Origin of the sequence: Paraburkholderia phenazinium (assembly GCF_900142845.1) — a bacterium.
Taxonomy (GTDB): domain Bacteria; phylum Pseudomonadota; class Gammaproteobacteria; order Burkholderiales; family Burkholderiaceae; genus Paraburkholderia; species Paraburkholderia phenazinium_A.
Window position 1 is genome coordinate 2,119,804 of the sequence record NZ_FSRU01000001.1, and the last position, 24,202, is coordinate 2,144,005.

General features: G+C 56.6%; 20 protein-coding genes. 7 read left to right on the forward strand and 13 right to left on the reverse strand.

Features of this window, described 5'->3' with window-relative positions; genetic code table 11:
- Window positions 1–826 precede the first annotated feature (826 nt).
- From BUS12_RS09235 to BUS12_RS09270, 8 genes are all read right to left on the reverse strand, one after another.
- The gene (locus BUS12_RS09235) at window positions 827–1,621 is read right to left on the reverse strand and encodes an AraC family transcriptional regulator (RefSeq protein WP_171991621.1); all 795 of its coding nucleotides are present in this window, start codon (window positions 1,619–1,621) and stop codon (window positions 827–829) included.
- A 596-nt stretch (window positions 1,622–2,217) separates the two neighbouring features.
- Window positions 2,218–2,748: a hypothetical protein gene (locus BUS12_RS09240; protein WP_074295415.1), complete on the reverse strand. Its 531-nt coding sequence runs from the start codon at window positions 2,746–2,748 to the stop codon at window positions 2,218–2,220.
- 35 nt (window positions 2,749–2,783) lie between these two features.
- The gene (locus tag BUS12_RS09245; RefSeq protein WP_074295416.1) at window positions 2,784–3,614 is read right to left on the reverse strand and encodes a quaternary amine ABC transporter ATP-binding protein; all 831 of its coding nucleotides are present in this window, start codon (window positions 3,612–3,614) and stop codon (window positions 2,784–2,786) included.
- Complete coding sequence (locus BUS12_RS09250) at window positions 3,611–4,537, reverse strand: ABC transporter permease (protein WP_074295417.1); 927 nt, start codon at window positions 4,535–4,537, stop codon at window positions 3,611–3,613. The genes BUS12_RS09245 and BUS12_RS09250 overlap by 4 nt, the downstream gene beginning before the upstream one ends.
- A gap of 50 nt (window positions 4,538–4,587) precedes the next feature.
- Window positions 4,588–5,631, reverse strand: a complete 1,044-nt coding sequence (locus BUS12_RS09255) for a glycine betaine ABC transporter substrate-binding protein (protein ID WP_074295418.1) — start codon at window positions 5,629–5,631, stop codon at window positions 4,588–4,590.
- 75 nt (window positions 5,632–5,706) lie between these two features.
- Window positions 5,707–6,651, reverse strand: a complete 945-nt coding sequence (locus BUS12_RS09260) for an electron transfer flavoprotein subunit alpha/FixB family protein (RefSeq protein WP_074295419.1) — start codon at window positions 6,649–6,651, stop codon at window positions 5,707–5,709.
- Window positions 6,652–6,661: 10 nt separating this feature from the next.
- Window positions 6,662–7,411, reverse strand: a complete 750-nt coding sequence (locus BUS12_RS09265) for an electron transfer flavoprotein subunit beta/FixA family protein (protein ID WP_074295420.1) — start codon at window positions 7,409–7,411, stop codon at window positions 6,662–6,664.
- 17 nt (window positions 7,412–7,428) lie between these two features.
- On the reverse strand, window positions 7,429–9,852 hold the full coding sequence (locus BUS12_RS09270) for a GcvT family protein (protein WP_074295421.1): 2,424 nt from the start codon (window positions 9,850–9,852) through the stop codon (window positions 7,429–7,431).
- Window positions 9,853–10,212: 360 nt separating this feature from the next.
- Here BUS12_RS09270 and BUS12_RS09275 point away from each other — a divergent pair, with 360 nt between their 5' ends.
- On the forward strand, window positions 10,213–11,124 hold the full coding sequence (locus tag BUS12_RS09275; RefSeq protein WP_074295422.1) for a LysR substrate-binding domain-containing protein: 912 nt from the start codon (window positions 10,213–10,215) through the stop codon (window positions 11,122–11,124).
- A gap of 5 nt (window positions 11,125–11,129) precedes the next feature.
- Here the strand turns inward: BUS12_RS09275 and BUS12_RS09280 are convergent, their stop codons facing one another.
- From BUS12_RS09280 to BUS12_RS09295, 4 genes are all read right to left on the reverse strand, one after another.
- Window positions 11,130–12,161 carry an FAD-binding oxidoreductase gene (locus BUS12_RS09280; protein WP_074295423.1) on the reverse strand — a complete coding sequence of 344 codons (1,032 nt, stop codon included), beginning with the start codon at window positions 12,159–12,161 and terminating at the stop codon, window positions 11,130–11,132.
- Window positions 12,158–13,405, reverse strand: coding sequence for an aromatic ring-hydroxylating oxygenase subunit alpha (locus BUS12_RS09285; protein WP_074295424.1), 1,248 nt, complete (start codon window positions 13,403–13,405; stop codon window positions 12,158–12,160). Before BUS12_RS09285 ends, BUS12_RS09280 begins: the two co-directional genes overlap by 4 nt.
- A 191-nt stretch (window positions 13,406–13,596) precedes the next feature.
- Entirely contained in the window at window positions 13,597–14,739 is a 1,143-nt protein-coding gene (locus BUS12_RS09290; RefSeq protein ID WP_074295425.1) for a porin, read from the reverse strand.
- Between the two features lie 339 nt (window positions 14,740–15,078).
- A complete protein-coding gene (locus BUS12_RS09295) occupies window positions 15,079–15,852 on the reverse strand; it encodes a TetR/AcrR family transcriptional regulator (protein ID WP_367117602.1) in 774 nt (257 codons plus the stop codon).
- 273 nt (window positions 15,853–16,125) lie between these two features.
- Between BUS12_RS09295 and purU the strand changes: the two genes are divergently transcribed.
- From purU to BUS12_RS09325, 6 genes are all read left to right on the forward strand, one after another.
- A complete protein-coding gene (purU, locus tag BUS12_RS09300) occupies window positions 16,126–16,998 on the forward strand; it encodes a formyltetrahydrofolate deformylase (RefSeq protein ID WP_074295427.1) in 873 nt (290 codons plus the stop codon).
- A 23-nt stretch (window positions 16,999–17,021) separates the two neighbouring features.
- A complete protein-coding gene (locus tag BUS12_RS09305) occupies window positions 17,022–18,272 on the forward strand; it encodes a sarcosine oxidase subunit beta family protein (protein WP_074295428.1) in 1,251 nt (416 codons plus the stop codon).
- Window positions 18,273–18,284: 12 nt separating this feature from the next.
- Window positions 18,285–18,605, forward strand: a complete 321-nt coding sequence (locus BUS12_RS09310; protein WP_074295429.1) for a sarcosine oxidase subunit delta — start codon at window positions 18,285–18,287, stop codon at window positions 18,603–18,605.
- Entirely contained in the window at window positions 18,592–21,591 is a 3,000-nt protein-coding gene (locus BUS12_RS09315) for a sarcosine oxidase subunit alpha family protein (protein WP_074295430.1), read from the forward strand. The genes BUS12_RS09310 and BUS12_RS09315 overlap by 14 nt, the downstream gene beginning before the upstream one ends.
- Window positions 21,584–22,177 carry a sarcosine oxidase subunit gamma gene (locus BUS12_RS09320; RefSeq protein WP_074295431.1) on the forward strand — a complete coding sequence of 198 codons (594 nt, stop codon included), beginning with the start codon at window positions 21,584–21,586 and terminating at the stop codon, window positions 22,175–22,177. The genes BUS12_RS09315 and BUS12_RS09320 overlap by 8 nt, the downstream gene beginning before the upstream one ends.
- Before the next feature lie 126 nt (window positions 22,178–22,303).
- Window positions 22,304–22,921: a TetR/AcrR family transcriptional regulator gene (locus BUS12_RS09325; RefSeq protein WP_171991622.1), complete on the forward strand. Its 618-nt coding sequence runs from the start codon at window positions 22,304–22,306 to the stop codon at window positions 22,919–22,921.
- A 35-nt stretch (window positions 22,922–22,956) separates the two neighbouring features.
- Here the strand turns inward: BUS12_RS09325 and BUS12_RS09330 are convergent, their stop codons facing one another.
- The gene (locus BUS12_RS09330; protein WP_074295433.1) at window positions 22,957–24,147 is read right to left on the reverse strand and encodes an amino acid aminotransferase; all 1,191 of its coding nucleotides are present in this window, start codon (window positions 24,145–24,147) and stop codon (window positions 22,957–22,959) included.
- Window positions 24,148–24,202: the final 55 nt, after the last annotated feature.

Sequence of the window (24,202 nt, forward strand, 5' to 3'; positions counted from 1 at the left end):
CTTGGGATAAGTGTGCCTTACCTCGCCTCTCACAGCTTTCGAAATCGCACGATCAGCTAGCGTATTAGCACGGCACGTACGCCACTAACCACAAGCTCGTAATTTGTAAGATTTATCTACCTTGCAAGTCCGAAAACCGTTCTGGCAATCACTCCGCCCTTTGCGTGGTCGCTTGCGCTCATGCACTCGTACATCGACTACGCAAACTCAGCACGGTCGAGAGGAACAACAAGGCCCACAGGCGCAGCGAATAGTAGAAACGGGCGTATGCGCCCTAACCATCTAACGAGATTCCTGTGCTCAGATGCGAATCGAAAACTTGGACGCGCCAGTAAAACAACATCGTGCTTTCTCACAATCAGGTGGCGGCCATTGCGCTCTATCTTGTCGACACATCGACTGCTGCCACTGGAGACGAAGATGCGACAAGAATTCACACATTGATCGACATATCTCTTTCGTAACGTGTCTCGCCTAACAACGCCGTTAAGGTCTGAACCCATCCCAACCAGGAATGTATCCGACTATCTTGCACACTTCGAATTTTCACTGTTTGTGAGCATCGGAGTTTCGATGTTCGGTCTAGCGGTCGAGTTGCTGAGCGTCAATTCGCTTACTGAAGCATGCGCCCCGATCGCCACAGTCACCGTCTGGACCGCTTTTGCTTATTGCGCCGCGGTCCTCCTCCCTCGCTCACCACAACAGTTTCAATTGCATTGCCCGGCGGGGCTGACCACCAGCCTGCTGATGCTTTTCGCGGGACCGACAATTTCAACGTTCAGATCTTGCCTCTACACCATCGATTGTCTCGGAAAATACGCCGCCGTCATACTTGCTCTGCAGATACGGGCTCACGAGCATCACGTTCCGATCTTCCGTGACGATAAACCCCACATTGGGCGTCCCTCTTTAATTGTTCCGCCCGCCATGCATTCGGCGAAACGCCTACAAGGCGCTTGAAAACTGCGCTGAAGTGGGCATGCGAGCGGAAGCCACACGCAAGTGCAACATCCAGGATCGTCCTATCTGCATTCAGAAGGTTCGATTTGGCGCGCTCAATCCGTCGGTCCCTCAGGTAATCATGAGATGAAGTCCCCATCGCGAGACGGAACTGAGCAGCAAAATGCATGCGTGTCACACCCGCGCTCGCCGCCATATCTTTCAGCGCAATTGGCTCGGCGAGGTGATCCTCGATGAACTCCATCGCACGTTCAAGCCTCCAGGCCGGGAGCGACGTGCGCCGAATCTGGCCGTGCGGCGCGCTCGTCCAATTGGCACGGTGAGAAAGCAGTCTCGCGATAATGGCGTCCCGAATTGCGCAAGCATATTGGCGGCGAAAGGTCACAGCACAGTCCGGCATATCCGATAGCGACAGCGCCAGTCTTTCAATCGCGGCGTCACAAGTCACCCCTCGCCCGCCCAAGGTCATTGGGACAGGCGCGTTCTCAATATTGCCAGCCGAAAAATAACGCCTGACGCGCTGAACAGGCAGGAATATGTGCAACACGTCACACGAAGAATGGAATCGGACCGCGGCGGTCACTTCGGGTTGCGTAACCAGCATTGAACCGGGGGCGACGAAGCCGCTCCACACAACCTCGCCGGCGTGATAGAAGTTCATGCGGGTCGAGGTAAGGTGTACGGCGACAGTGAAGAAACCCGCTAATCCTGCGTGCTCGAAGCTTGTACGTCTGCAGTCCGGCATTCGCCAACGGGACGCAACGATACCATCGGCCGGAGACACATTTCTCCAGTAGTCCTCAATTATTAAACAGTCTCGGGATGACATGATTGCAAGCTCCAATGCTCCAGCATTCACCTTCGACGGAAGACGACGTCGGCATCAAACATTTGTTCCACTGTTCTTTGCTGCATCTCCGGCGAGCAGCGCATGTTGCTCCCGGACTTCGCCCAGAACAGGATTGAACGTCACATTCCGGTTCGGTACTACATACTCAAGGTAGTCCGTAACTACAACTACGGCTAAAGACGCAGGCACCGTCCCAGCTTGCGATAGTCGCGATCTGTTTGTCGGCGGCCAGTCTGCCGCCTTGACCGCTTTTTACTGGGCGGCTTCCCGCCATTATCGGCATACGCCAATCATCGGCCAGGAGACACGGGGCCTCAATGTGTATGCGATGCGGTCACGAGGCTGCGCACCCGACGAAGTCGTTGCAATCCGCTGTCAATATGAGACTCCTGCAGGCAACCCGGGGGTTACCCAAGACTTAGGCTCCGATTGTATTGTCTAACCTGGCGCAGGTAACGCACCGCTGGTCTAAGTGCGTCATTGCTCCGTAACGGTCTCCACTGTACAAAGGCCTCAAGAGCGCGCTCGTGCTCGACAAGAAGTTCAATGCGCTCGCGGTCAGCAGCGGGTACGTCGTGCAACAGCGCTTCAAATCGAACGACGGCCGGTGAAATCCTTCGGGCCATTTCGAGCATCAGCATGTCCCATGTGAGGTGCTTCAAACTCTGCTCAACAGCGAGTTCGTTTGCGGTCGATGCTGTCGGTGCGAGGTGTTCAATACGGTGCCTCACCAGTAACTCCCGCAGCAGCGACCCTGTCTCTCGTTCGACCTCGGTCAGAAGCTGGAAGGCGCGTCTTGCGTACAAATCTTTTCGGTAGTGGCGAGACAATTTGAAAAACAAACTGTGACCAAGCACCTCTCCTTTATAGGCTTGCAGTATTTCCTGCTTATAGATGCCGGCGACTTCTTCTGCTTGACTGTCCGAGCTTCGATTCATACGTCGTCCGTTGAACATTGTCGTTTGAAGAGCGCTCAGTGAGCAGTGGCTTTCTTGAAGAAGCGCAGCACATAGTCGTTCGCCGGATTATCACGAATCTGCTCAGGGGTGCCCACCTGAACGACCTCCCCATCTTTCATGATGGCGATTCGAGAGCCGAGCTTCATGGCTTCATCAATGTCGTGTGTAATGAAAATGATGGTCTTCTGCAATTCGTTCTGCATCTCCAGCAACAGGTCTTGCAGGTCAGCTCGAATCAATGGGTCCAATGCGGAGAAAGCCTCATCCATCAGAAGTATGTCGGGATCCGACACGAGTGCGCGAGCGAGACCGACGCGCTGGCGCATGCCGCCAGAGAGTTCGTCTGGGAATTTGTCTGCATATCCGCGCAACCCAATGCGCCCCTGAAGCCACTTCTCCGCGGCTGCAATGGAGGCAGATTTCGAGTCGCCTCGCAGCGTCCTCCCGAAGATAATGTTTTCCATCACCGTTTTATGCGGCAACAGTGCGAAGCTCTGAAACACCATGCCGATATTATATCGCCGAACGTTTCGCATCTCTGATTTGGACAGCTTCAAAAGGTCCTTACCGCGAAAGAGCAATTGGCCTGAAGTCGGCTCAATGAGACGATTGAAGTGGCGTACCAACGTCGACTTGCCGGACCCGGACAGGCCCATGATGACGAAGATTTCGCCCTCACAGATCTCCAGTGAAACATCACGGACTGCGACGGTGCAGTTCGTTGCATCAAGAATGTCCTGTCGGCTGCCTCCATTCCGTGCGGCGTCCTGAGCTGCACGGAGACTTCCTGAATCCCTGCCGAATATCTTGTAGACGTTCCTCAATTCAATCAGCGTGGCGCTCATGCCTTTGCCTCCTGCTTTTCCGCAGTTGCTGCGCTCGACTTACGGATAGGCTGCTTGTTTGCTTTAGTGATTTTCAAACGCGCACGTCGCGAGCGGCCATATGCCTGCGTAATTCGGTCGAAAACCACCGCGAGCATGACGATGGCAAGACCCGCCTGGATTCCCTGCCCCATGTCAAGGTTGTTGATACTTGCCAGAACGTCCTCCCCGAGACCCTTTGCGCCAATCATCGACGCAATTACCACCATGGCGAGTGACATCATCACCGCCTGGTTGACGCCCGCCATGATCGAAGGAAGCGCGAGCGGTAGTTCAACGGCAAACAGTTGCTGCATTGGAGTAGCGCCGAAGGCTTGAGACGCCTCGAGCACGTCCTCTGGCAGCTGCCGAAGCCCGAGTTCCGTCAACCGCATCAGCGGCGGCAGCGCGTACACCGTGGTCGCGAATACGGCCGGCACGCGGCCAAGTCCAAAAAGCATCAGAACCGGAATGAGGTACACAAAGGAAGGTAGCGTCTGCATCATGTCGAGAACTGGGTTGAGCACTCTTCTCAAAGCTTTCGACTTGGCCATCGCGATGCCCATCGGAATCCCGATGATTACCGTTACCAGCAATGCTACGACCATGATGGAGACCGTCGAGATGAGCTTGCTCCACAGACCGAGGCATCCGATGCTGTAGATAAGTGCAACCATCATGATAGTCGGTACAAGTCGTCGAATGCCCAGCCACGCTAATATTCCAAGCGCCAACAGAAGAACTACGGGTGGCGTCGCCTGGAGCCCGTGTTCAACAGGGTTGAGAATCCATACCAGTAACCAGGTACTGACAACGTGGAACTGGTCAGCATACTGCTGGACCATCCGGGTGAAACCCTGATTGATGGTATCAGCCAGATTCACCGAAAAGAATATACCGTTCACAGTTCTGCCTCCATGTCCTGTTGCCCGCCAGGGGGCAACAGGCATCGTACCTAATTCGAAATCGACGCTTCGACTTTCTTCGCCACGTCAGCAGGAACCCACGTAGCGAGCTCCTGCGGATTTGCCTTCAGGTATTGGATTGCAAGGGACCGAGGGTCTGCTTTTGTCGCCCCCATGCTGGCAAGCGCCTGATTCACGGCCGACATGGGCAAAGACATCTTGCTTAGAAAGTCGACCGTGGTGCTATCGGTTGAAGCGAAGGGGGCGGAAACTACAATCTTCAGATTTGTTACAGGGGACGCCGACGGACAAGGATCCGAATCTTTACTGTTATTGATGGTCTTCCAGCACTTCTCATTGAACGACGGTTCGTCCAGCCTGATCGACGGGTATCGCGCGAGCAGGGTCGACGGTTGATAGTAGTAGTAGACAATGGGCTTGCCACGCTCGTAAGCCGACGCAATGGTTGCATCCATTGCCGCCCCAGTTCCAGGATGGGTGTTGGTATACGAAGCATCGAGCTTGTAGGCTTTCAGCTTTTGAGTGTTGTCAGACTCGCATTGCCAGCCGATTGGGCAATTGAGAATGCTCCCTTTCGTCGGATCTTCGGGGTCAGCGAAAATGTTGCTCAAGCCTGAAAGTTGCGACACGGATTTCAGGTCTGGCGCGACAGCTTTGATGCCACGCTTCGGGTCACCCTGAACTACGTAAGCAGGCACGTAGAAGCCTTCAACGCTCCCGCCTTTCACCAGGTCGCCTATGACCTTGACCTTTCCTTCCTTGGCGGCGGTTTCAACAGCTGCAGTACGACCGTTCCAGTACTCGACGAAGACCTGAAGATCGTTGCTCGAGACAGCGCCTAGCGTAATGGAGTTTGAACCATTCACCGTTTCGGTCTTGCAGTCGTAACCCTTTTCGAGGACGTACCGAGCAATCTCGGTGAAGAACTTGCCGCTATCCCAGCCGATTTCTGCGAACTTGATGGGCTTCCCCGAACTACACCAAGGCGAAGTGGATGCGGCCAACGCCGGCGCAGACAGGCTGGCAAAGCTGAAGGTAACCGCCGCTATTCCTAGAATCTTCCGATAGTTCATAGGTGCCTCATTGGGTCTTGGATAAAATTAGACTCGCCAATCTCTTGACCGAGTCGATGTGGTCAGTCACAACGCTTATTGGGCCTCAATCCACTGAGGTACTGCCGTAAAGAGGTCGGCAACCAGGCCGTAGTCTGCGACTCCGAATATCGGTGCATCCGGGTCAGAGTTCACAGCGACGATGATTTTCGATTCGCGCATCCCTGCGAGATGCTGGATGGCCCCGGAAAGACCAATCGCGATGTACACGTCGGGCGCGACAACCTTCCCTGTTTGTCCGACCTGGCGGTCATTTGGAGCGAAACCGGCGTCTACCGCGGCCCGCGATGCACCCAGGGCCGCACCAAGCTTGTCTGCCAGCGGAGTCAGGATGCGGTCGTAGCTTTCTTTGCTGCCCAAGCCCCGGCCACCCGAGACAATGATTTTTGCCGACGCCAAGTCTGGTCTGTCGGAGACTTCATGCTGTCGTTCCGTAACCCGCGCATAACGCCCGTCCGTTTCGGCATCGCACATGCCAATCGGCGCCGCACTCTCTCCAGCCTGTGCTGCGGTGAATGCAGTCGAGCGCACAGTGATGACCTTAACGGCATCAAGCGCTTCAACGGTTGCAATCACGTTGCCGGCATACGTAGGACGCTCGAAGAGTGATTGTCCTTTGATCGCCGTGATATCAGAGAACTGCGCGACATCCAACTTTGCGGCGATGCGTGGTGCGACGCTCTTGCCGAAGCTCGAGGCGCTAAAGAGAATGTGGGTGTAACCGTTCCTGGCCAACGCGAGAACGGTCTTTGCGACGCCCTCGGGGTTACGGTCAGCAAGACTCGACGAGGTAGCCGTCAGAACCTTGCCGACGGGAAGTCGAGAAGCGAACTTTGCAGACGCGTCGAAACGGTCGCCCACCAGCAGAAGATGAACCTCTGCGCCGGCGTGGCTTGCGATTTCGCTCGCGGCCGTTACAGTGTTGAAGGTCGACGGAAGCAGCGTGTCGTCAAGGACGTCTGCAATAGCAAGAATGGCCATGGATCTACCTTTAGCTTAACGTTGTCTCGGCGCGCAGACGCGACACAAGAGTGGCTACATCCGGAACAATTTCGCCTGCTTTGCGCGGCGCTGGCTCACGTACGCTCACGGTGCGAAAACGCGGCGCGACGTCTACGTCCAGGTCTGCGACGTCGATAACCTCCAGCGGTTTCTTCTTCGCTTTCATCAGATTCGGGAGCGTCACGTAGCGCGGTTCGTTCAATCGGAGGTCTGCTGTAATGACAGCGGGCAAATCCATCTCGACCGTTTCGCGTCCGTCATCGGTTTCCTTCACGACCACGAGCTGGTCGCCGCGTCGCTCAATTGACGAGGCATACGTCGCCTGAGGCACATCAAGCAGCGCAGCCAGTAATTGCCCGGTCTGATTGGAGTCGTCATCGATAGCCTGCTTACCCATGAGCACGAGTTCTGCAGCTTCCCTGGCGACCAGCGCTTTCATGATCTTTGCAACGGCCAGCGGCTGCAGCTCGGCATCGGTCTGGACGAGAATCGCCCGGTCCGCACCCATCGCTAGTGCTGTGCGCAGTGCGTCCTGCGACTGAGCAGTTCCGCAGGACACGACCACCACTTCGGACGCGTCGCCTTTCTCCTTCAATCTTACCGCCGCTTCGACCGCAATTTCATCAAAGGGGTTGACCGTCATCTTGATGTTTGCGAGGGCCACGCCGGTGCCGTCACTGCGCACGCGAACCTTGACGTTCGGGTCGGGGACGCGCTTTACACCTACCAGAATCTTCATTTCAATCGCTTCCTTGATTACTTCGGCGCACGCATGCGGGAGCCCATCGGGTCATAGGGAACTTGAGAAAGGAGCTTTGCAACCCGACGCTCACCGAGTACGTGAAGCTCATAGCGCGTGTCGGCGTTGATGGACGACGCCTCGATGTAGCCAAGTGCCAGGCTCTTCTTGACCGTATGCCCGTATCCACCAGACGTGGTGAAGCCGACAACGCGTTCACCCAGCCAGATGGGCTCAAAGCCGCTAGCGTCTGCATCAGTGGCTTCCACTTCGAGCATGACCAGCTTGTGGGTCGGTGTCTCGCCCTTTGCCTGAATTGCCGCTTCCCGACCAATGAAATCAGGTTTCGTGAGGTCGACAAAATGGCCGAGGTCGTTCTGGAACGGCGTGTACTCAGGTGCGAATTCACGAGACCAGATACCGAAGCCTTTTTCCAGACGCATTGAAAGGAGAGCCCATACGCCGTATTCGCGCAGGCCGAGGTCCTTGCCGCTCTCGAACAGTTGCTCGTACAGAGATCGCACGTATGTGGATTCGCAGTAGAGCTCGAATCCGTACTCGCCCGTGAGAGACAAGCGAGCGATCATCACGGGGACGACTCCGGCTTCGGCGCGGGTCACGGAGAGCAGCGGTTTCGTTGCATCGATTGCCGTTTGACCGACGAGCCGCTCTACGAGTTTGGCCGACTTCGGGCCGGCAATCGCTAGCATTGAGAGCGAATCGCTTCGATTCTCGACACGCACCGACCCGTCCGATGGCAGATGCGATTCAAACCAGCGCATATGCCACTCTTGCAAGTAGCCCGAGCCAGTGATGAGGAATGTCTCCTCCGTTGGACGGAGAATCGTCAAGTCGCCCATCAGGCGTCCGGATTCGCCGAGCATCGGGGCGAGGCGCGCGCGACCCACGGCGGGAATCTTCGACGCGAACATACGGTCGAGCCACACATGCGCACCGGGACCGGTTACTTCATATTTGGCATAACCACTGGCGTCGAAGAGACCCACGTTCTCGCGAACATTCGTACATTCTGCAGCGACCACATCAAAGGCATTCGAGCGCTTGAAGGTCGGCCTCTCCAAAGCCTCCTCACCGGGGCGCGCGAACCACATGGGTGTTTCAAGTCCGTAGCTGACGCCAAAGACTGCATTCTTTTCCTTCTGATACGCATAGAGCGGCGTCGTGCGCATCGGCCGGCCAGCAGGCCACTGCTCATTCGGACGAGCGAGGTAGAAGCGGTGCTCGTAAAACTCCTTGGCCTTCGCGGTGACGAAGTTCTGGGTCAGCTTCGGGAAGCGCGCGACGTCGAAGCCGAATACGTTGCCTTCGGGCTCGCCGTTAATCATCCACTGTGCAAGCGCGAGCCCCATGCCGCCGCCCTGGCTAAAACCCGCCATACAGCCACATGCTGCCCAGTAGTTCTGCTTGCCACGGACCGGACCAACGAGCGGGTTGCCATCGGGGGTAAACGTGAAGGGCCCATTCACGATACGCTTGATACCGGCGTTACCGACACTCGGGAAGCGCTCGAAACCCTTCATAAGCTCGTTTTCAAGCTTTTCGAGATTCGGCTGGAGAAGGTCGGTCTCGCCGTAGTCCCACGGAGTTCCTGCCAGCGACCAAGGTGTCGAATTTTTCTCGTAGACGCCGAAGAGCACGCCATTGTGTTCCTGCCGCATGTAGATTTCGCCGTCGAGGTCCACCATGACAGGAATCTCTTTGCCGAACGCTTCGAGTTCCGGAATGGTCTCCGTTATCAGGTAATGGTGTTCCATCGGGATGAGCGGATGCTTCACGCCTGCCATCATCCCCACTTCTCGCGCCCACAGACCTGCGGCATTGACTACGTGCTCTGCGTGGATGACACCCTTGTCGGTGTAGACATTCCAGGTCCCATCAGGACGTTGCTCGAGGCTTTCCACCTTCGTATGCTGGAAAATTTCGGCGCCTTGCTTCCTGGCTGCGCGTGCATAAGCCTGCGTGGCGCCGTAAGGGTCGAGGTGACCTTCGTCGGGCGTCCACAGGCCACCCAGCACTTCCCCGACTTCTACGAGCGGGCAAAGCGCCTTGATTTCGGAAGGCGTAATCAACTCACTCTCGATGCCCATGAAGCGATGTCGGCTCCATTCAGTACGCAGGAACTCCCACCGCTCCGGCGTCGCCGCCATAGCCACGCCGCCCGGCACGTGCAGCCCAACGTCTTGCTCGCCGATTTCCTGAATCTCCTTGTACAGCGCGATTGTGTACGCCTGTAACCGCACCACGTTTGGGTCGCTGTTAATGGAATGGAAGCCCGCTGCTGCATGCCATGTCGAACCGGCCGTCAGCACCTTTCGCTCAATCAGCGCGACATCTTTCCAGCCGAATTTGGTCAGGTGATAAAGAACGGAACAGCCAACTACGCCGCCACCAATGACAACGGCCTGATAGTGAGATTTCATTTTTCCGCCAGTTTCAATCGATTCGTCTTCGCCCGAGTGAATCGAGTAGACCCGTCAGTGCAATCCACCCGGAGGTGAATATCGAGCCTCAAATCTAGGCAGCCAGAATTCAGGCCGAAACTCAAAAGAGTTGAGCTTGAGCATGAAATTTTTCATGCATGGGCAAATCTGCCTCAGGCCGCTGATATCAACGGGGCTTCGGCTTGTGCCTTATGTGACGGGCACGCCAATGGTAGGGAAATTCCTGGGGCGTTCTGGCACTCCGCGCGTAGCCCACTTTTTTGGAATGCAGTAAATTGCCGGAAATCCAGATGTTCGGTCGCGTGCGGGTCCAGGACCTGCACCTTGAGAGGCTTACACGTGGCAACACAGCGAAAACGTCTTCCCCCACTCAATACCATCGCGGCTTTCGAAGCGTCGGCGCGACTGATGAGCTTCACGCGAGCCGCGGAGGAACTACATTTGTCTCAGGGTGCCGTGAGCCGGCAGATTCAGGTGCTCGAAGAGCGGATGGGTGTGCCGCTGTTCAATCGGCGTCACAAGGAGATACAGCTGACGCGCGCCGGGCTAATCTTTCAACAAGCCATTGCCCAAAGCCTCAATTCCATTCGTCGCGCGGTGACAATGATTGAGACACTGGACACCAGCACCGTTACCATCGCAGCGAGCAACGCGATGGCCAGCTTCTGGCTCATGCCAGCAATCATCGACTTCCGCAGCCAATACCCTGACATCGACATTCGGGTCCTGGCGAGCAATTCACCGGTGGACCCATGGCAGGAACCGGTTGACCTGGCCATCCGTTACGGTGACGGGCACTGGCCAAATCTCACCAAGGTGAAGCTTTTCGAGGAAGAGATTTTCCCGGTTTGTGCTGCCTCATATCAACGCGAACACAACATTGAGAGCATCCAGGACCTGCTGAAATGCGAGCTGATTGAACTCGATTCAGGCATCTCGGAGTTTAACTCCTGGGATGTATGGTTTGAACGGACTGGGTTTCAGCCGGGCGTACTACACAAGAACATTACAGTATCGAATTACGACCTTGTATATCGGGCTGCATGCAGCGGCAAAGGTGTTGCACTTGCATGGGCGTATGGCATCCCGCACGACGCGCGGGAAACACTGCTGGTCCGGCCGCTTGACATCTCCATCAAGACCGGCCTGTTCGAATACATCATTTACGCGGAAAACGAGGAGCTCAGCGCGCCTGCTCGCACGTTCCTCGAATGGCTAATTGACTTTGCGAAGCGGAGCCTTTGGACCTAAGTCCATCAATATTCGATTGTGATGTTGGAAAGAGGCACGGAACAACATGTGAGGATGTAGCCCTCATCGACTTCCTCGTCTGTAATACCGCCGTTGTGCTGCATGTCCACGTTTCCATCAAGCATCCGCAGCTTGCACGTGCCGCACACGCCGGAACGACACGCGTTTGGAATCTTCACGCCATGCGGCGACGCATGAACCGCCTCCAGAACCGTTTTCCCCGGTTCACATGAAACGTCGAAGCCAGACTCCGAGAGCCGAACGGTCGAGACGCCAGTGTTTGTGACCACGTGCGCAGGGGGCGAGTCTGGCACGTTGAAGCTCTCCTGATGGAATCTCGTCGGGTCGCCACCGCTGCTAACGAAAGCTTCCCGCATATCAGCCATGAAAGAATCTGGCCCGCAACACAACACCGTACGCGACTTCCAGCCGGGGACGATTTTGTCCAGCAGGTCGGTGCAAAGCCTGCCCGCCTGGCAATCGCTATCGCTTGAATGCGACGCGAAGAGATGCGGAACTATCCCATTCGAGGAAGCATCCATTTCTCTCAGTTCGTCGCGAAACAGAATGTCGCCTGGCGTTCGCGCAAACTGTAGGAACTGAATGTCTGCTGATTTTCCTTGCGCGTGCAGGTGTCGAGCCATTGACATTAGCGGCGTGATGCCGACGCCTCCGGCGATGAAAAGTAAAGGCTCGCCGCGGTCATCCGGAAGCACGAAGTCGCCCGTGGCCCGGGAAACTTGAACTTTTGCCTTAGCCTTCAGTGTCTCGTGCAACCATGTCGACACGAGTCCGCCGGGTGAGTGCTTCACCGTGATTTCGAATTCGCCCGGCCCCTGATTTTCGGGCGCGCAGGAAACGGTGTAACAGCGGTAGACAGTCTCCCCGCCAATTTCCAATCCCAAAGTCACATACTGTCCGGCCTCGAAATCGAACCCGTTGTCTGGATTCGCAACGCGGAACCGGAATGTTTTGACATTCCAGTTTTCGCGTCGAATATCGATGCACGTCGCCGCAACGAATGGACTCCCGGTCATGCTTTGGTACACGCCACAGGAATAACGTTGGGCGCAGCATGCAACTCGCTACGAAGCGTGTCGAGATACCAGTTGATGAATTCAGTCACTCCGCTTTCGACCAGCGGAGAATATGGGCCGGGCTGATAGCCCTTCGAATTGATGCCCTGCTGATTCGCCTCTACCAGCTTCTGGTCCTGCGCATTGGTCGCGGTCCACACAGCGGTAAGGTCATCTAGATTGTAGTCTTCGCCCTCCACAGCTTCGCTGTTGACCAACCACCAGGTCGTAACTTGAGTTTCCGTAGGACTCAGCGGCAGAATCCGGAATGCAACCGCGTGGTCGGACAGCACGTGATTCCAGGTGTTCGGGAAACGCAGCAGACGGAGCGAACCGACGTCAGCGTCCTCATTAGTTCCGAGCAGCTTTTTGCAGGCAAGCCCACCGCTCAACGTGAATGACAGGCCCCGTTCCATCGCGACACGTACGAGCCGGTACCCCTCATCGGTCTCGATAGGTTTGTGGGGCAAACCCGCAGTTGTCCAGCGCGCCTCGTCCTTCTCGCACTTTATCGCGTAGTCACCGCCGAAACGCGGGTCAGTTGGACCATCAAATTCAGAGATGGTCCTCAGAAGTTCCGGGTGGCTGCCGGTGCAGTGATAACACTCCCGATTGTTTTCGAGGACGAGCTTCCAGTTGCCCTTCTCGATGATGGTCGTCTCGTAGGCAACCTTCGCGTTGTCGAGACCGTGCGGTCGGATGTACGGAGAAATCGTCTCCCTAAACGCCTCAAACGGAGTCGCCTCATCAGCGAGGGAGATGAAGATGTAGCCCTCAACCGTTTCGCAATGCACCGGCCTTAGGGAAAACTCGGACATGTTGAAATCTTCGCCCATTTCCTTGGCGAACATCAGCTTGCCGTCGAGTCCGTACGTCCACTTGTGGTACGGGCAGACGAGGGTACCGGATGAACCCTTGTCGCCAGCGCAGATTCGTGAGCCTCGATGACGGCAGGTGTTGTAAAAGGCACGGACGGCCTTCGCCCGGTCACGGATGACCACGATGGAGCTTCTGCCAATCTGGACGGTGAACCAGTTACCCGACTTCGGAATCTGCGCCGTCATGCCAACAAACAACCATTGCCGCTCCCAGATGAGTTCAAGCTCGCGGTCAAACACGGACGGGTCGGTATAGAAAGGCTGAGGCAGCGACCGGCCGGGCTGACGGGAATCGACTAGCGCGGAGAGTTGTGAATTTGACAGCATGATGAGTTTCTTCGTGAAGTGCGGTGGAGAGATGACCTATGTTCCGATTTGAATCGCAACAAGAATTCTGCGCAATCGAGAAATCCTGATGCTTTGCATGCATTTTTAGCCGCCCCCCATCTGGTCAGGCTCGAGAGGCGAGTGCTTTGGGCGGAGCTTCAATGCTGCTGCAACTCCGCCGTGCTAGCACGTTAGAAGAAGTGTCGAAGTGCCACGCGCGTGACAACCTGCTTGTTAGTCGACGACGAGTTATCCGAACCCGTGATGTAGGCCTGGTCAAGGAACGTTCCGGTCGAGCCAGAGACCTTCTGGTACACCGCCTGTACATAAACGTCCGTGCGCTTCGACAGGTTGTAGTCAGCCATCAGACCGAACTGGTTCCAGTTCGGATGCGAGTTGCCGTTACTGGCGTCGTAATGACCACGGGTGTACGTGTACATCCCACCGACGAAGAACGTTGGCGTGATGTAATACTGCGCATTGACTTCAAAGTTGTCGAAGGTCAGGGACCCGACTGAGATACCCGCCGGGAAGGTATCCGGCGTCAGATAGCCGTTGCCGGTCGGGTTCTCGAGATGGGTGTGGTCGTAGGCGAACCCGAGAGTCGCCGATCCTATCTTGTAGTTGATGCCCGCGCCGAAGGTGCGCTCCTCTCCTGCGAAAAAGCTCGCGTCGTTTGCCGCGACCGCACCAGTCGAGCCGACGCCTACGTTGTCGATGTCCATATACGCCGCGCCAATCGTGACGGCGCCGCCCGAGTAGCTTGCGCCAACGCTCATGAGGCGATTGTTGGCGAACTGTCCAGCTGTGTTGCTGAAGCCGTACACGCCGCCGAACTGGAATCCACCGAGGTTCGGACTCGCGTATTTGACTGAGTTACTGACGCGAAACGAGTTATCGGTGTTGTCGTTGTCGTACGGGTGGGCAAACAGGTACCCTGCCCAATTACCATTGGCGGTCGTCGGCGCCATGTAGTCGACCATCGAATCGTACTGACGGCCCATTGTGAGTGCACCGTATTGGCTGTTGACTCCAACATACGCCTGTCGGCCGAACATGCGTCCGCCTTGACCCGCTTGCCCGTTGCTGAGATTAAAACCATTCTCGAGCGCGAAGATTGCCTTCATCCCACCGCCCAGGTCCTCATTTCCTTTGAGACCCCAGCGACTTCCATAGGCGTAGCCCGAGGCCAACTCCCAGTTGTGATTGCCACCGGTGTTGTTCGTGTAGTTAAGACCCTCGTCAATAATCCCGTAGAGCGTGACCGTCGACTGCGCGAAGACCGTCGGGGCTGCCGCAAGCATCAATGCGAGGACGGTGAATTGTCTTTTCATTTGTATCTCCAAACTTGCACATCGTTAACAAGACTTGTGGCCCGGGCGGATAGAGCAACTCTTGGCCTATTTGAGGTCGTGCACGAAGGAGACTAAGAAACGCAAAAAAGCGCCGCAAACCAAAGAATCGAATGCATTGCATTCTTTAAGGAATGGCTGCGTCGCACCTTGCGGCGACGGTGCTTCGGGCGCAATGGGCCCTGACCAGATCCGCCGTCATAAGGGTTTTTGGGGAGGCGGAACTGCCCGGCTTTGTCGCTGAAGTGGCAGCCTCAACAGTTAGCAAGGGCGATTTAACGGCAGAAACAGAGGGGGACGAACCGGCTGAGACATCGACATTTAGACTCGCGGCAACCCAGCCTGTACGATTGTTTGCACCAGCACATCAAGCTGACCCTCGACTTCCTCCTGCGCGATATCGAACAGGTCAAAGACACCCATGCCTCGCAGGCTCGCGAAGACGAAGCCGGCAAACTGCTTCGGGTTCGCGTGGTTCGCTTCGATTTCGGGGAAGGACGTAATGAAGCGCTCGAAGAAAACCGGGTCGGAGCGCGCGCGGTTTGCGTCTATACGAGCGAAGAGTTCCGGCGTCGCCTTGCAACCAAAGAAGAGACTCCATGCCGCCACATAGCTGGGTACGCCATAGATGGTTTGCCAGGCAAGGCGTACGAACTCGCGAGCTCGCTGCTCGAGGGGCAACTCGGGCGGCGGCCAGACCACGCCGTCATCAGATAGCGGCGCCATGACTTCATCGATCAGCCGCTCCATCAGCACTTGCCGATTGGCGAAATGGTGCTGCAACGCCCCAAGGGTGACTTTTGCACCTCGGGCGATGTCCTGAAGGTTGGTTGCCCGGAATCCCTTTTTGTGCAGCAATCGCATTGCTGACTGAACGATGCGCCGGCGGGTCGCATCGCTGCGCTCTTCCTGCGATCGTCGTGCTGGTGCCCGACGGGGCGGATCCTGTTTCGTCACTGTACTCATAAGGCGAATCTCGTTTTCTTGCGCACGAAGTTTAATACAGGAGAGAAGCGCTGAGCTTGATGGTAGCGCGGTCGAGGGTTTACCACAAACAAGTAACAATAATTTTTTATTGTTATTGATTTCTACCATGCCTATACTGGCGCCAAGGTGGTGTCGCTGCGCTTCGGACGGGGCGGCCATCTACTTCATGGTGACTGACAAATGGTCTGGCATGACCAAAAACAATAAATATTTATTGTTTTTGGTCATGCCGTGACTCGGCACCCCAGCAGGCAGCGGAGTTGGAATTGCGTGACCGGCCGATTCCGTCGAGAACGTATCGGTCGCGAAGAACGCGTCTACACCACCGTGTAACCAGCCCGCTCACCACTATTTACTCATCTTCAGCAGCAGGAAATTTCCATGTCGACCGCATCTGAGAAAAAGACCTCCGATTACCTGTTCACCTTCGAATGCCCCGACCGTCTGGGCATCCTCGCAAAGGTTTCGAATCTTATGTTCGAGGGCGGCGCATTCGTGACCGAATCCTTCCATTACGGAGACCCTCACACTGAGAAGTTCTTTGCCCGCATGGTCTTCGATGACCATGTGCTCAAGACTCCCGTGGAAGGCCTGCAGGACAGGGTCTCAGAGTTGGCGAAGGAACTCGAGATGAAGTTCACGATTCGGCCAGCCAGCTATCGACCGAAGGTCCTGATTGCGGTGTCGAAGTACGACCACTGTCTCAACCTGTTGCTGACCAAATGGCGCGCCGGCGCACTGGCAATCGACATTGTGGGTGTCGTTTCGAACCATAACGATTGTCGCAGTCTTGTCGAGTGGTACGGCATTCCGTTCCACCACTACCCCATCACGCCGGAAACGAAGCCGCAGCAGGAAGCGCAGATTCTCGAGCTGTTCGCTAGCACGGGCGCAGAGTTGCTGGTGCTCGCCCGATACATGCAGATTCTCTCGGACGACTTGAGCCGCAAGCTGGAAGGCCGCGCCATCAACATTCACCACTCGTTCCTGCCGGGTTTCAAGGGCGCGCGTCCCTACCATCAGGCTCACGACCGCGGAGTAAAGGTAATCGGCGCAACCGCTCACTTTGTGACCAGCGACCTCGATGAAGGTCCTATCATCGCGCAGGAAGTAAAGGCTATCGACCACACCTACACCGCCGAAGACATGGTGCTGGTTGGACACGATACAGAGGCCATCGCCCTGGCGAATGCCGTCCGGCTGTTCAGTGAAGGCCGCATATTCCTGAACGGTCATCGTACCGTCGTTCTTTAATCGCACAGCGGAAGAGGTCGCGCTTGGAACACTATTCATTCTGGTCACTCGCAAAACATGCGTTGTCGGGCCACCGCAACTGGACGCCGGCGTGGCACTCCCGCGAACCGAAATCGCGGTACGACGTCGTCATCGTAGGTGGTGGAGGCCAAGGCCTCGCGACCGCGTACTACCTTGCGAAGAATCACGGCATTACGAATGTCGCCGTGGTCGAAAAAGGGTGGCTCGGCGGTGGCAACACCGGCCGCAACACGACCGCCATCCGCTCGAACTACTTCTACAAGGAGTCGACGAATTTCTTCGAACGCTCGTTGAAGCTGTACGAAGGGCTGAGTAAGGAACTCAACTACAACATCATGCTGAGCCAAGGTGGAGCATTGACGCTTGCTCACAATCCGCAGCAGATGGACGGTCTCGAACGTTGGTCAAATTCCATCCAGTTGCAGGGTATTGACGCGGAGATGCTCGACCTGAACCAGATTCGCGAGTTCATGCCGGTGCTGGATACGGGTCCAGATGCGCGGTTTCCGATTCTTGGTGGCTTCATTCAGCGTCGCGCTGGTGTTGCGCGACATGACGCCGTGGCATGGGGCTATGCGCGAGGAGCGGACAATCTCGGCGTCGACATCGTCCAGAACTGTGAGGTCACAGGTCTGCGAGTGAGCGGTAATCGAATCAACGGCGTCGAGACGAAGCTTGGTTACATCGAAGCAGACAAGGTCGTGATCGCTGTTGCAGGCCACTCTTCGGTGCTGGGAAAGATGGCAGGCATTTCGTTGCCTATCAACAGCGTCGCGTTGCAGGCGATGGTCAGTGAACCGGTCAAACCTGTCCTCAGTGGCCTTATCGTCTCGCCGCTCGTGCACTGCTACGCCAGCCAGTCCGACAGGGGAGAAATTCTCATTGGCGGCCGTGCTGACGCCTATCCGTCGTATGGTCAGCGCGGAACATTACCGGCGCTGGAAGACACGCTGAGCGCTGCGCTAAATCTGTTCCCGTCTTTCAGCCGTCTCAAGCTGATGCGTCAGTGGGCTGGCATCGTCGACATTTCTCCAGACACGAGCCCGATTATCGGAAAGACACCGGTTATGGCGCTGTATATCAGCACGGGTTGGGGAACAGGAGGCTTCAAGGCTATCCCGGTTGGCGGCGAGACGCTGGCCTATACGGTGGCCAATGACCGTCCACATGACCTCATTGAACCGTTCGGTCTGGACCGCTTCGCGACGGGGCGTTTCGTCAACGAAGCAGCAGCAGCTGGCGTTGACCATTAAGCGAGAAGAATCATGTTACGCATCCAATGTCCGTTTTGCTGCAGCACGCGAGACGAAGACGAATTCACTTACGGCGGACCGTATGAACGCGTCCGTCCGACCGCGCCGCAGGAACTGTCGGACCAGCAATGGGCTGATTTTATGTTCACGCGCGATAACACGCGTGGCAGATCGCTTGAGCGCTGGCGCCATACATTCGGCTGCCGGCAGTGGTTCGGCATCGAGCGTGACACAGTGAGTCATGAACTGCTGCGTGTTTTCACGTTTGCTGAAGTTCCTCGCACTGGCATACCCGCCACTCCTAAGGAAGGAGGCCTGCATGAAGCCGCTTGACCGCGTACCCGTGTTCGGCCGTCCAGCTAACGAACCACGTCGTAAAGTCCAGTTCACGTTCGACGGAAAATCCTACGAGGGCCTGGAAGGCGATAGTCTTGCGGCGGCTCTCCTCGCCAACGGCGTTGACATCGTTGGGCGCAGCTTCAAGCTGCATCGCCCCCGAGGCATCATGGCCAGTGGCGTCGAAGAACCCAACGGCCTTGTGCAGCTTGAGTCGGGCCAGTTCGACGAGCCGAACGCCCGCTCGACGATGGTGCCGTTATACGACGGTCTACGGGCATCGAGCCAGAACGCCTGGCCGAACGCAGAGCACGACGTGCTTGGCATCATGGACCGATTCGCCAAAGTACTGCCCGCATCGTTTTACTACAAGTCGATGATGTGGCCAAACTGGCACTTCTATGAGCGCTTTGTGCGTCCTATCGCGGGACTTGGCAAAGCGCCAAAGGAACCGGACGCCCAGAACTACCATAAGCGCAACATCCACTGTGATGTCCTGATTGCGGGCGGTGGGCCCGCGGGCTTGTCAGCTGCGTTGGCCGCAGGCAAGTCCGGTCTGCGCGTTATTCTCATGGACGACCGAGAGCATTTCGGTGGCTCGTTGCTGGGAGAGCGATTCAAGCTGGACGGCGTTCCTGGCGTAGAGTGGGTACAGAGGACTGTTGCCACGCTCGCACAAATGCCGAACGTGCAGTTGATGCCGCGCACGAACGTGAGCGGATATTACGAGAACAACTTTCTGGTTGCGTCAGAGCGAGTTCGCAACCACCTCGGACCGAAGGGACAGAGTGGCAAGCTGCGCGAACGTCTATGGCGTATCCGCTCGCGTTCAGTGATTCTGGCTACGGGCGCCATCGAACGCCCTCTTGTGTTCGCGAATAACGACCGCCCTGGCGTCATGCTCGCTTCCGCAGTGCGAACGTATGTGAACCGGTTTGGTGTTGTGCCTGGCTCGCGTATCGTCGTTGCCACGAACAATGACGACGCTTATCGCACCGCAATCGACTTGCGTACGGTGGGCGTCCAGTCACTGACGGTCGTTGATACACGATCCAAGGTCGCGGATGAACTGACGCGCGACATGAAACAGCGTGGCATCAGCCACTACGTCGGCTACAGCATTCGCGACGTCGTGGGCAGCCGGAAGGTCAAGGCGGTGAAGCTGTCGCGTCATCTCGGCGGCGGCAGGCTTGCAGAGGACACTACGGTAGTTGAGTGTGATACCGTGGCCATGTCGAGCGGCTGGACGCCGACTATCCATCTCTACAGCCAGGCGGGCGGGTCACTCGAATTCAGGGACTGGCTGGCGTGTCTCGTACCCAAATCGTGTTCACAGGAGGTTCAGGTCGTCGGCGCGGCGAACGGCGCGTTTTCTCTGCCTGAATGCATCCAGGAGGGTATTGATGCGGGGCAGAACGCCGCGGAAAAACTCGGAGCCAAGGTCACGTCAAAAGTGGCTATGCCGAAGACACACAGCGCGGACCGCGAATTACTGCGGATTGAACCGTATTGGTACACCCGAAGCGCGCGTACGGACAAGCAATGGCTCGACTTCCAGTACGACGTCAAGGTATCCGACGTGGAACTGGCGATGCGAGAAAACTTCGTCTCCGTCGAACACGTGAAACGCTACACCACGGGTGGCATGAGCGTGGACCAAGGCAAGTCGAGCAACTTCAATATTCTGGCCATCATGGCAGAACTGAGTGGTAAGCCTATCGCCAAGGTGGGCACTACGCGTTTTCGGCCGCCTTATCAGCCCGTAACCATTGGAGCGTTCGCCGGCAACACAGTGGGTGAATTGTACGCCCCGTGGCAAACGCTCCATGCAGCGGTCTCGCACACGGCCTCTCAAGCGCGTTTCGGCGATTACGGATGGCGCCGACCGGACTATTATCCACAGGGGCAGGAAGATATCGTCGCTGCAACACGCCGCGAGGTACTGGCCGTTCGCAATGGTGTGGGTATGTTTGACGGCTCGCCTCTTGGCAAGATTGAGGTGAAAGGTCCGGACGCCGCAACCTTCCTCAACCGGGTGTACGTGAATAATCTCGCCAGTTTGAAGCCCGGTTTCGCGCGCTATGCGATGCTCACCAACGACAACGGTGTGCTTATCGACGACGGCGTGGTCGTGCGCCTTGCGGAGGACCACTACCTTGTGCATGCGACGAGCGGCGCTGTGGCACGGGTATTCCTGCTGTTGGAAGAACACCTTCAGTGTGAATGGCCGGAACTTCGCGTCCACATCAACAACGTCACCACACAGTGGGCAAACGTCACGCTGTCTGGGCCGAAAGCTCGTCAGGTACTGCAGCAATTCGAATCAGACATCGACTTCTCGGCTGAGAGCTTCCCCCACATGCACTTCCGTACTGGCAAACTCACGGGCGTTCCTGTTCGTATCCTGCGGGCAAGCTTTACGGGCGAAGTGACCTTCGAAGTCTCGATTGCCAGTCGCTATGCGAAGTCGCTTTGGGACCATATCGCGAAAGCCGGGCAGCCGTTTGATATCACGCCCTACGGTATCGAAGCTCTCGAAGTGATGCGCACCGAAAAAGGCTACCTGCACGTCGGCGCTGATACCGATGGGAACTCGAATCCGCTGGACATCGGCTGGGCGAAGGTGATTGAGAAAAAAGCCGATGACTTTATCGGTCGACGGTCTCTCCAGCGTCCAGCAGACAGAGAAGCCGGTCGACTTGAATTCGTCGGACTGGAATCTGTTGACCCGAAAGTGGCACTGACGGTAGGTGGGCATTTCGTCGACGACGCGAGCGCGAAAATTCCTGCCGCCTCGCATGGCTACGTCACCTCTGCCTGCATGAGCCCGATGCTGAACAAGGCAATCGGATTGGGCATCCTGCGCAACGGCGCTTCCCGCATTGGCGAAGTCGTGAACATCTATGCAAAAGGCAAGATGACGACAGCTCGTGTTGTTCCGACGGCACATTTTGACCCAAAAGGAGAGCGTCTCAATGGATAAGCTAATCGCACGTACGACCGTATCTCCAAATTTTTTCAGCGAAAGCCTGTTCCCGGTCCGATTCCCGTCATTACACGTATCCGAACTGCCGCTCTCAGGCATTATCCGGATCCAAGGCAGCTCTGAGAGCCGCGCGTTTCGTTCTGGCGTAGCATCTACACTTGGCGTTCAACTGCCGGCCCCTGAGCGGGTGTCCGGGGGTGGTGACGTCAAGCTCGCATGGGCCGGTCCGCACGAGTATCTCTGCTTCTGTTCGCTCGAAAACGAGGAAAAGTGCAAGTCGATGCTGGAAGAGGCGCTGGCTGGCGAATTCGCAACGGTGACCGTGGTTTCGGATAGCCGCGTCGCTTTCTTCGTTGCTGCCGAAGATGCTCCTGCTTTGGTTGCCAAGGGCTGTTCGATTGACATGCATCCGTCCGGCTTTGCTGCGGGCCATGTCGTGACGACCCGATTTGCTGGGCTGCCTGCGATGTTGGTGCATCGTAATGTCAGCGAGTACGTTCTCTACTTTGACGTCGCCTACACAGAGTTCATTGTGAAGTGGTTGATGGACGCGGCCGAGGAATTCGCGGAACATGCCGCATGAGTTGAAAGTGCGCAAGCGGTAACGCGAGGCCTGCTGTGCGTGTTTATTTCCGGGAATCAGCAGGCGCAGCGACAGTGCTATGCTTTCCGGCGATGAAACTCAGATTGGGCACCGATGCCGCGGGAAATGATTGGCGAAAAGGCAACGAAGAGGATGACAAAGGCGGCACGACCGGTCGTTGACCGGGAGGTGTGGCTCGACGCTGCGCGGTCCATACTCATCGAACAAGGAGTCGATGCGGTCAAGGTCGAGCCACTGGCGTCCATGCTTGAAATCAGCCGCAGCAGCTTCTACTGGCACTTCAAGAACCGCCAGGATCTGCTCGACGCGCTCATCGAATATTGGACAGAAGTGAACGACCGTGTCCTGCGGTCGCTGGTCGAGCCACACGAGTCGGACCCCAAGGGGCGCGAAGAATTAGCAAAACTCCGGCTTCGACAACTGATGATGCTTTTCATTGATGAACGCCAGTTCTCGTCGGAGTTCGACATGGCGATGCGAGAATGGGCCCGGAAGGACGCGGCCGTAGCGAAAGAGGTTGCCCGCATCGACCGGCAACGTATCGCTCACCTGCAGAAGATCTTTCAGGCTATGGGACATTCAAAGCCCGATAGCCTTATACGCGCGAAAATTCTCTACTTCCACCAGCTCGGCTATTACCTCACCGGCATCAAGGAAAGCGACGCAGTCCGCAAGCGCGTCGCCCCTCGCTACCTGGAGGTGCTCAGCGGCATCAAGCTTTAACGCTGAGCCTGCGTCAAAAAAGCGGCGGCGGACTGTCAGCGCACAACCTTTGCGAAGGCGTCAGCTACGTACTCGACGTTATTTTCATTGAGCCCCGCGACGCAAATCCGCCCTGTCCCAGCTGCGTACACGCCAAAGTCTGACTTCAGCGCCGCAACCTCCTGCGTGCTGAGTCCGGTGTAGGCGAACATTCCCCGTTGCTTCACGATATGGTCGAAGTTCCGTGCCGGGACGGCAACCGACAGAGCTGTATGCAGCTTTCGGCGCATATCAATGATTCGAGCGCGCATCGCTTCCAACTCATCAAGCCATTGTCTTTGCAACGTGTCATCCGTCAGAACAGTGGCAATCAGCCGCATTCCGTGGGTCGGCGGCGACGAATAGTTTCGTCGAATCGTGAACTTCAATTGCCCGAGTACGTTAGCCGTTTGAGCAGAGTCGGCGCAATGCACGGTCAGGGCACCCGCTCGCTCACCATACAGTGAGAAAATCTTTGAGAACGAGCTGCTGACCAAAAAGTTACGTCGCCGTCGCGCGAGCTCGCGCACGACGTACGCATCGCTCTCAAGTCCCTCAGCGAAGCCCTGATAGGCCATATCTACGAAGGGTATGAGATTACGCTCGTCGATAACGTCGAGAATCTGGTTCCATTGCGGACGGCTCGGGTCAACGCCTGTCGGGTTATGACAGCACGGATGCAGCAGAACGATGTCTTGCGGCTTCAGGCGTCGCAGGTCCGCCAGCATTGCTTCGAAGTCGAGTCCCTTGGTATTCGCGTCATAGTAGCGATATCGCCCGACCTTGAATCCCGCGCCATCGAAGATGCCGATGTGGTTATCCCAGGTTGGGTCGCTCACGAACACGGAGCTTTCCGGAAAGTGCTGTCTTAGAAAGTCGGCGCCTACCTTGAGTGCTCCGCTCCCACCGACGGACTGGACTATTGCCAGGGAGTCCCGTAGGGATTCAACCTGAGGTCCGAACAGCAATCCCGCAACCTGAGAGCGATAACCAACGTCGCCTTCAATTGGTAGGTACGACGTAGGTGCATTCGCAGAAAATACCCGTTCAGCGGAGGCTCGGACAGAGCGAAGTACGGGAATGTTGCCTTCGTTGTCGTAGTAAATGCCGACGCCAAGGTTGACCTTCCCGGAGCGAGGGTCGAGCGCATACGTCTCCATCAAACCCAGGATAGGGTCGCCAGCAAAAGGTAGAACGTGTGAAAACATCGTCGTTTCCTAAAGAGTGGTCAACAACCTGCGTTTCGCGCCGGGTATCAGCGCG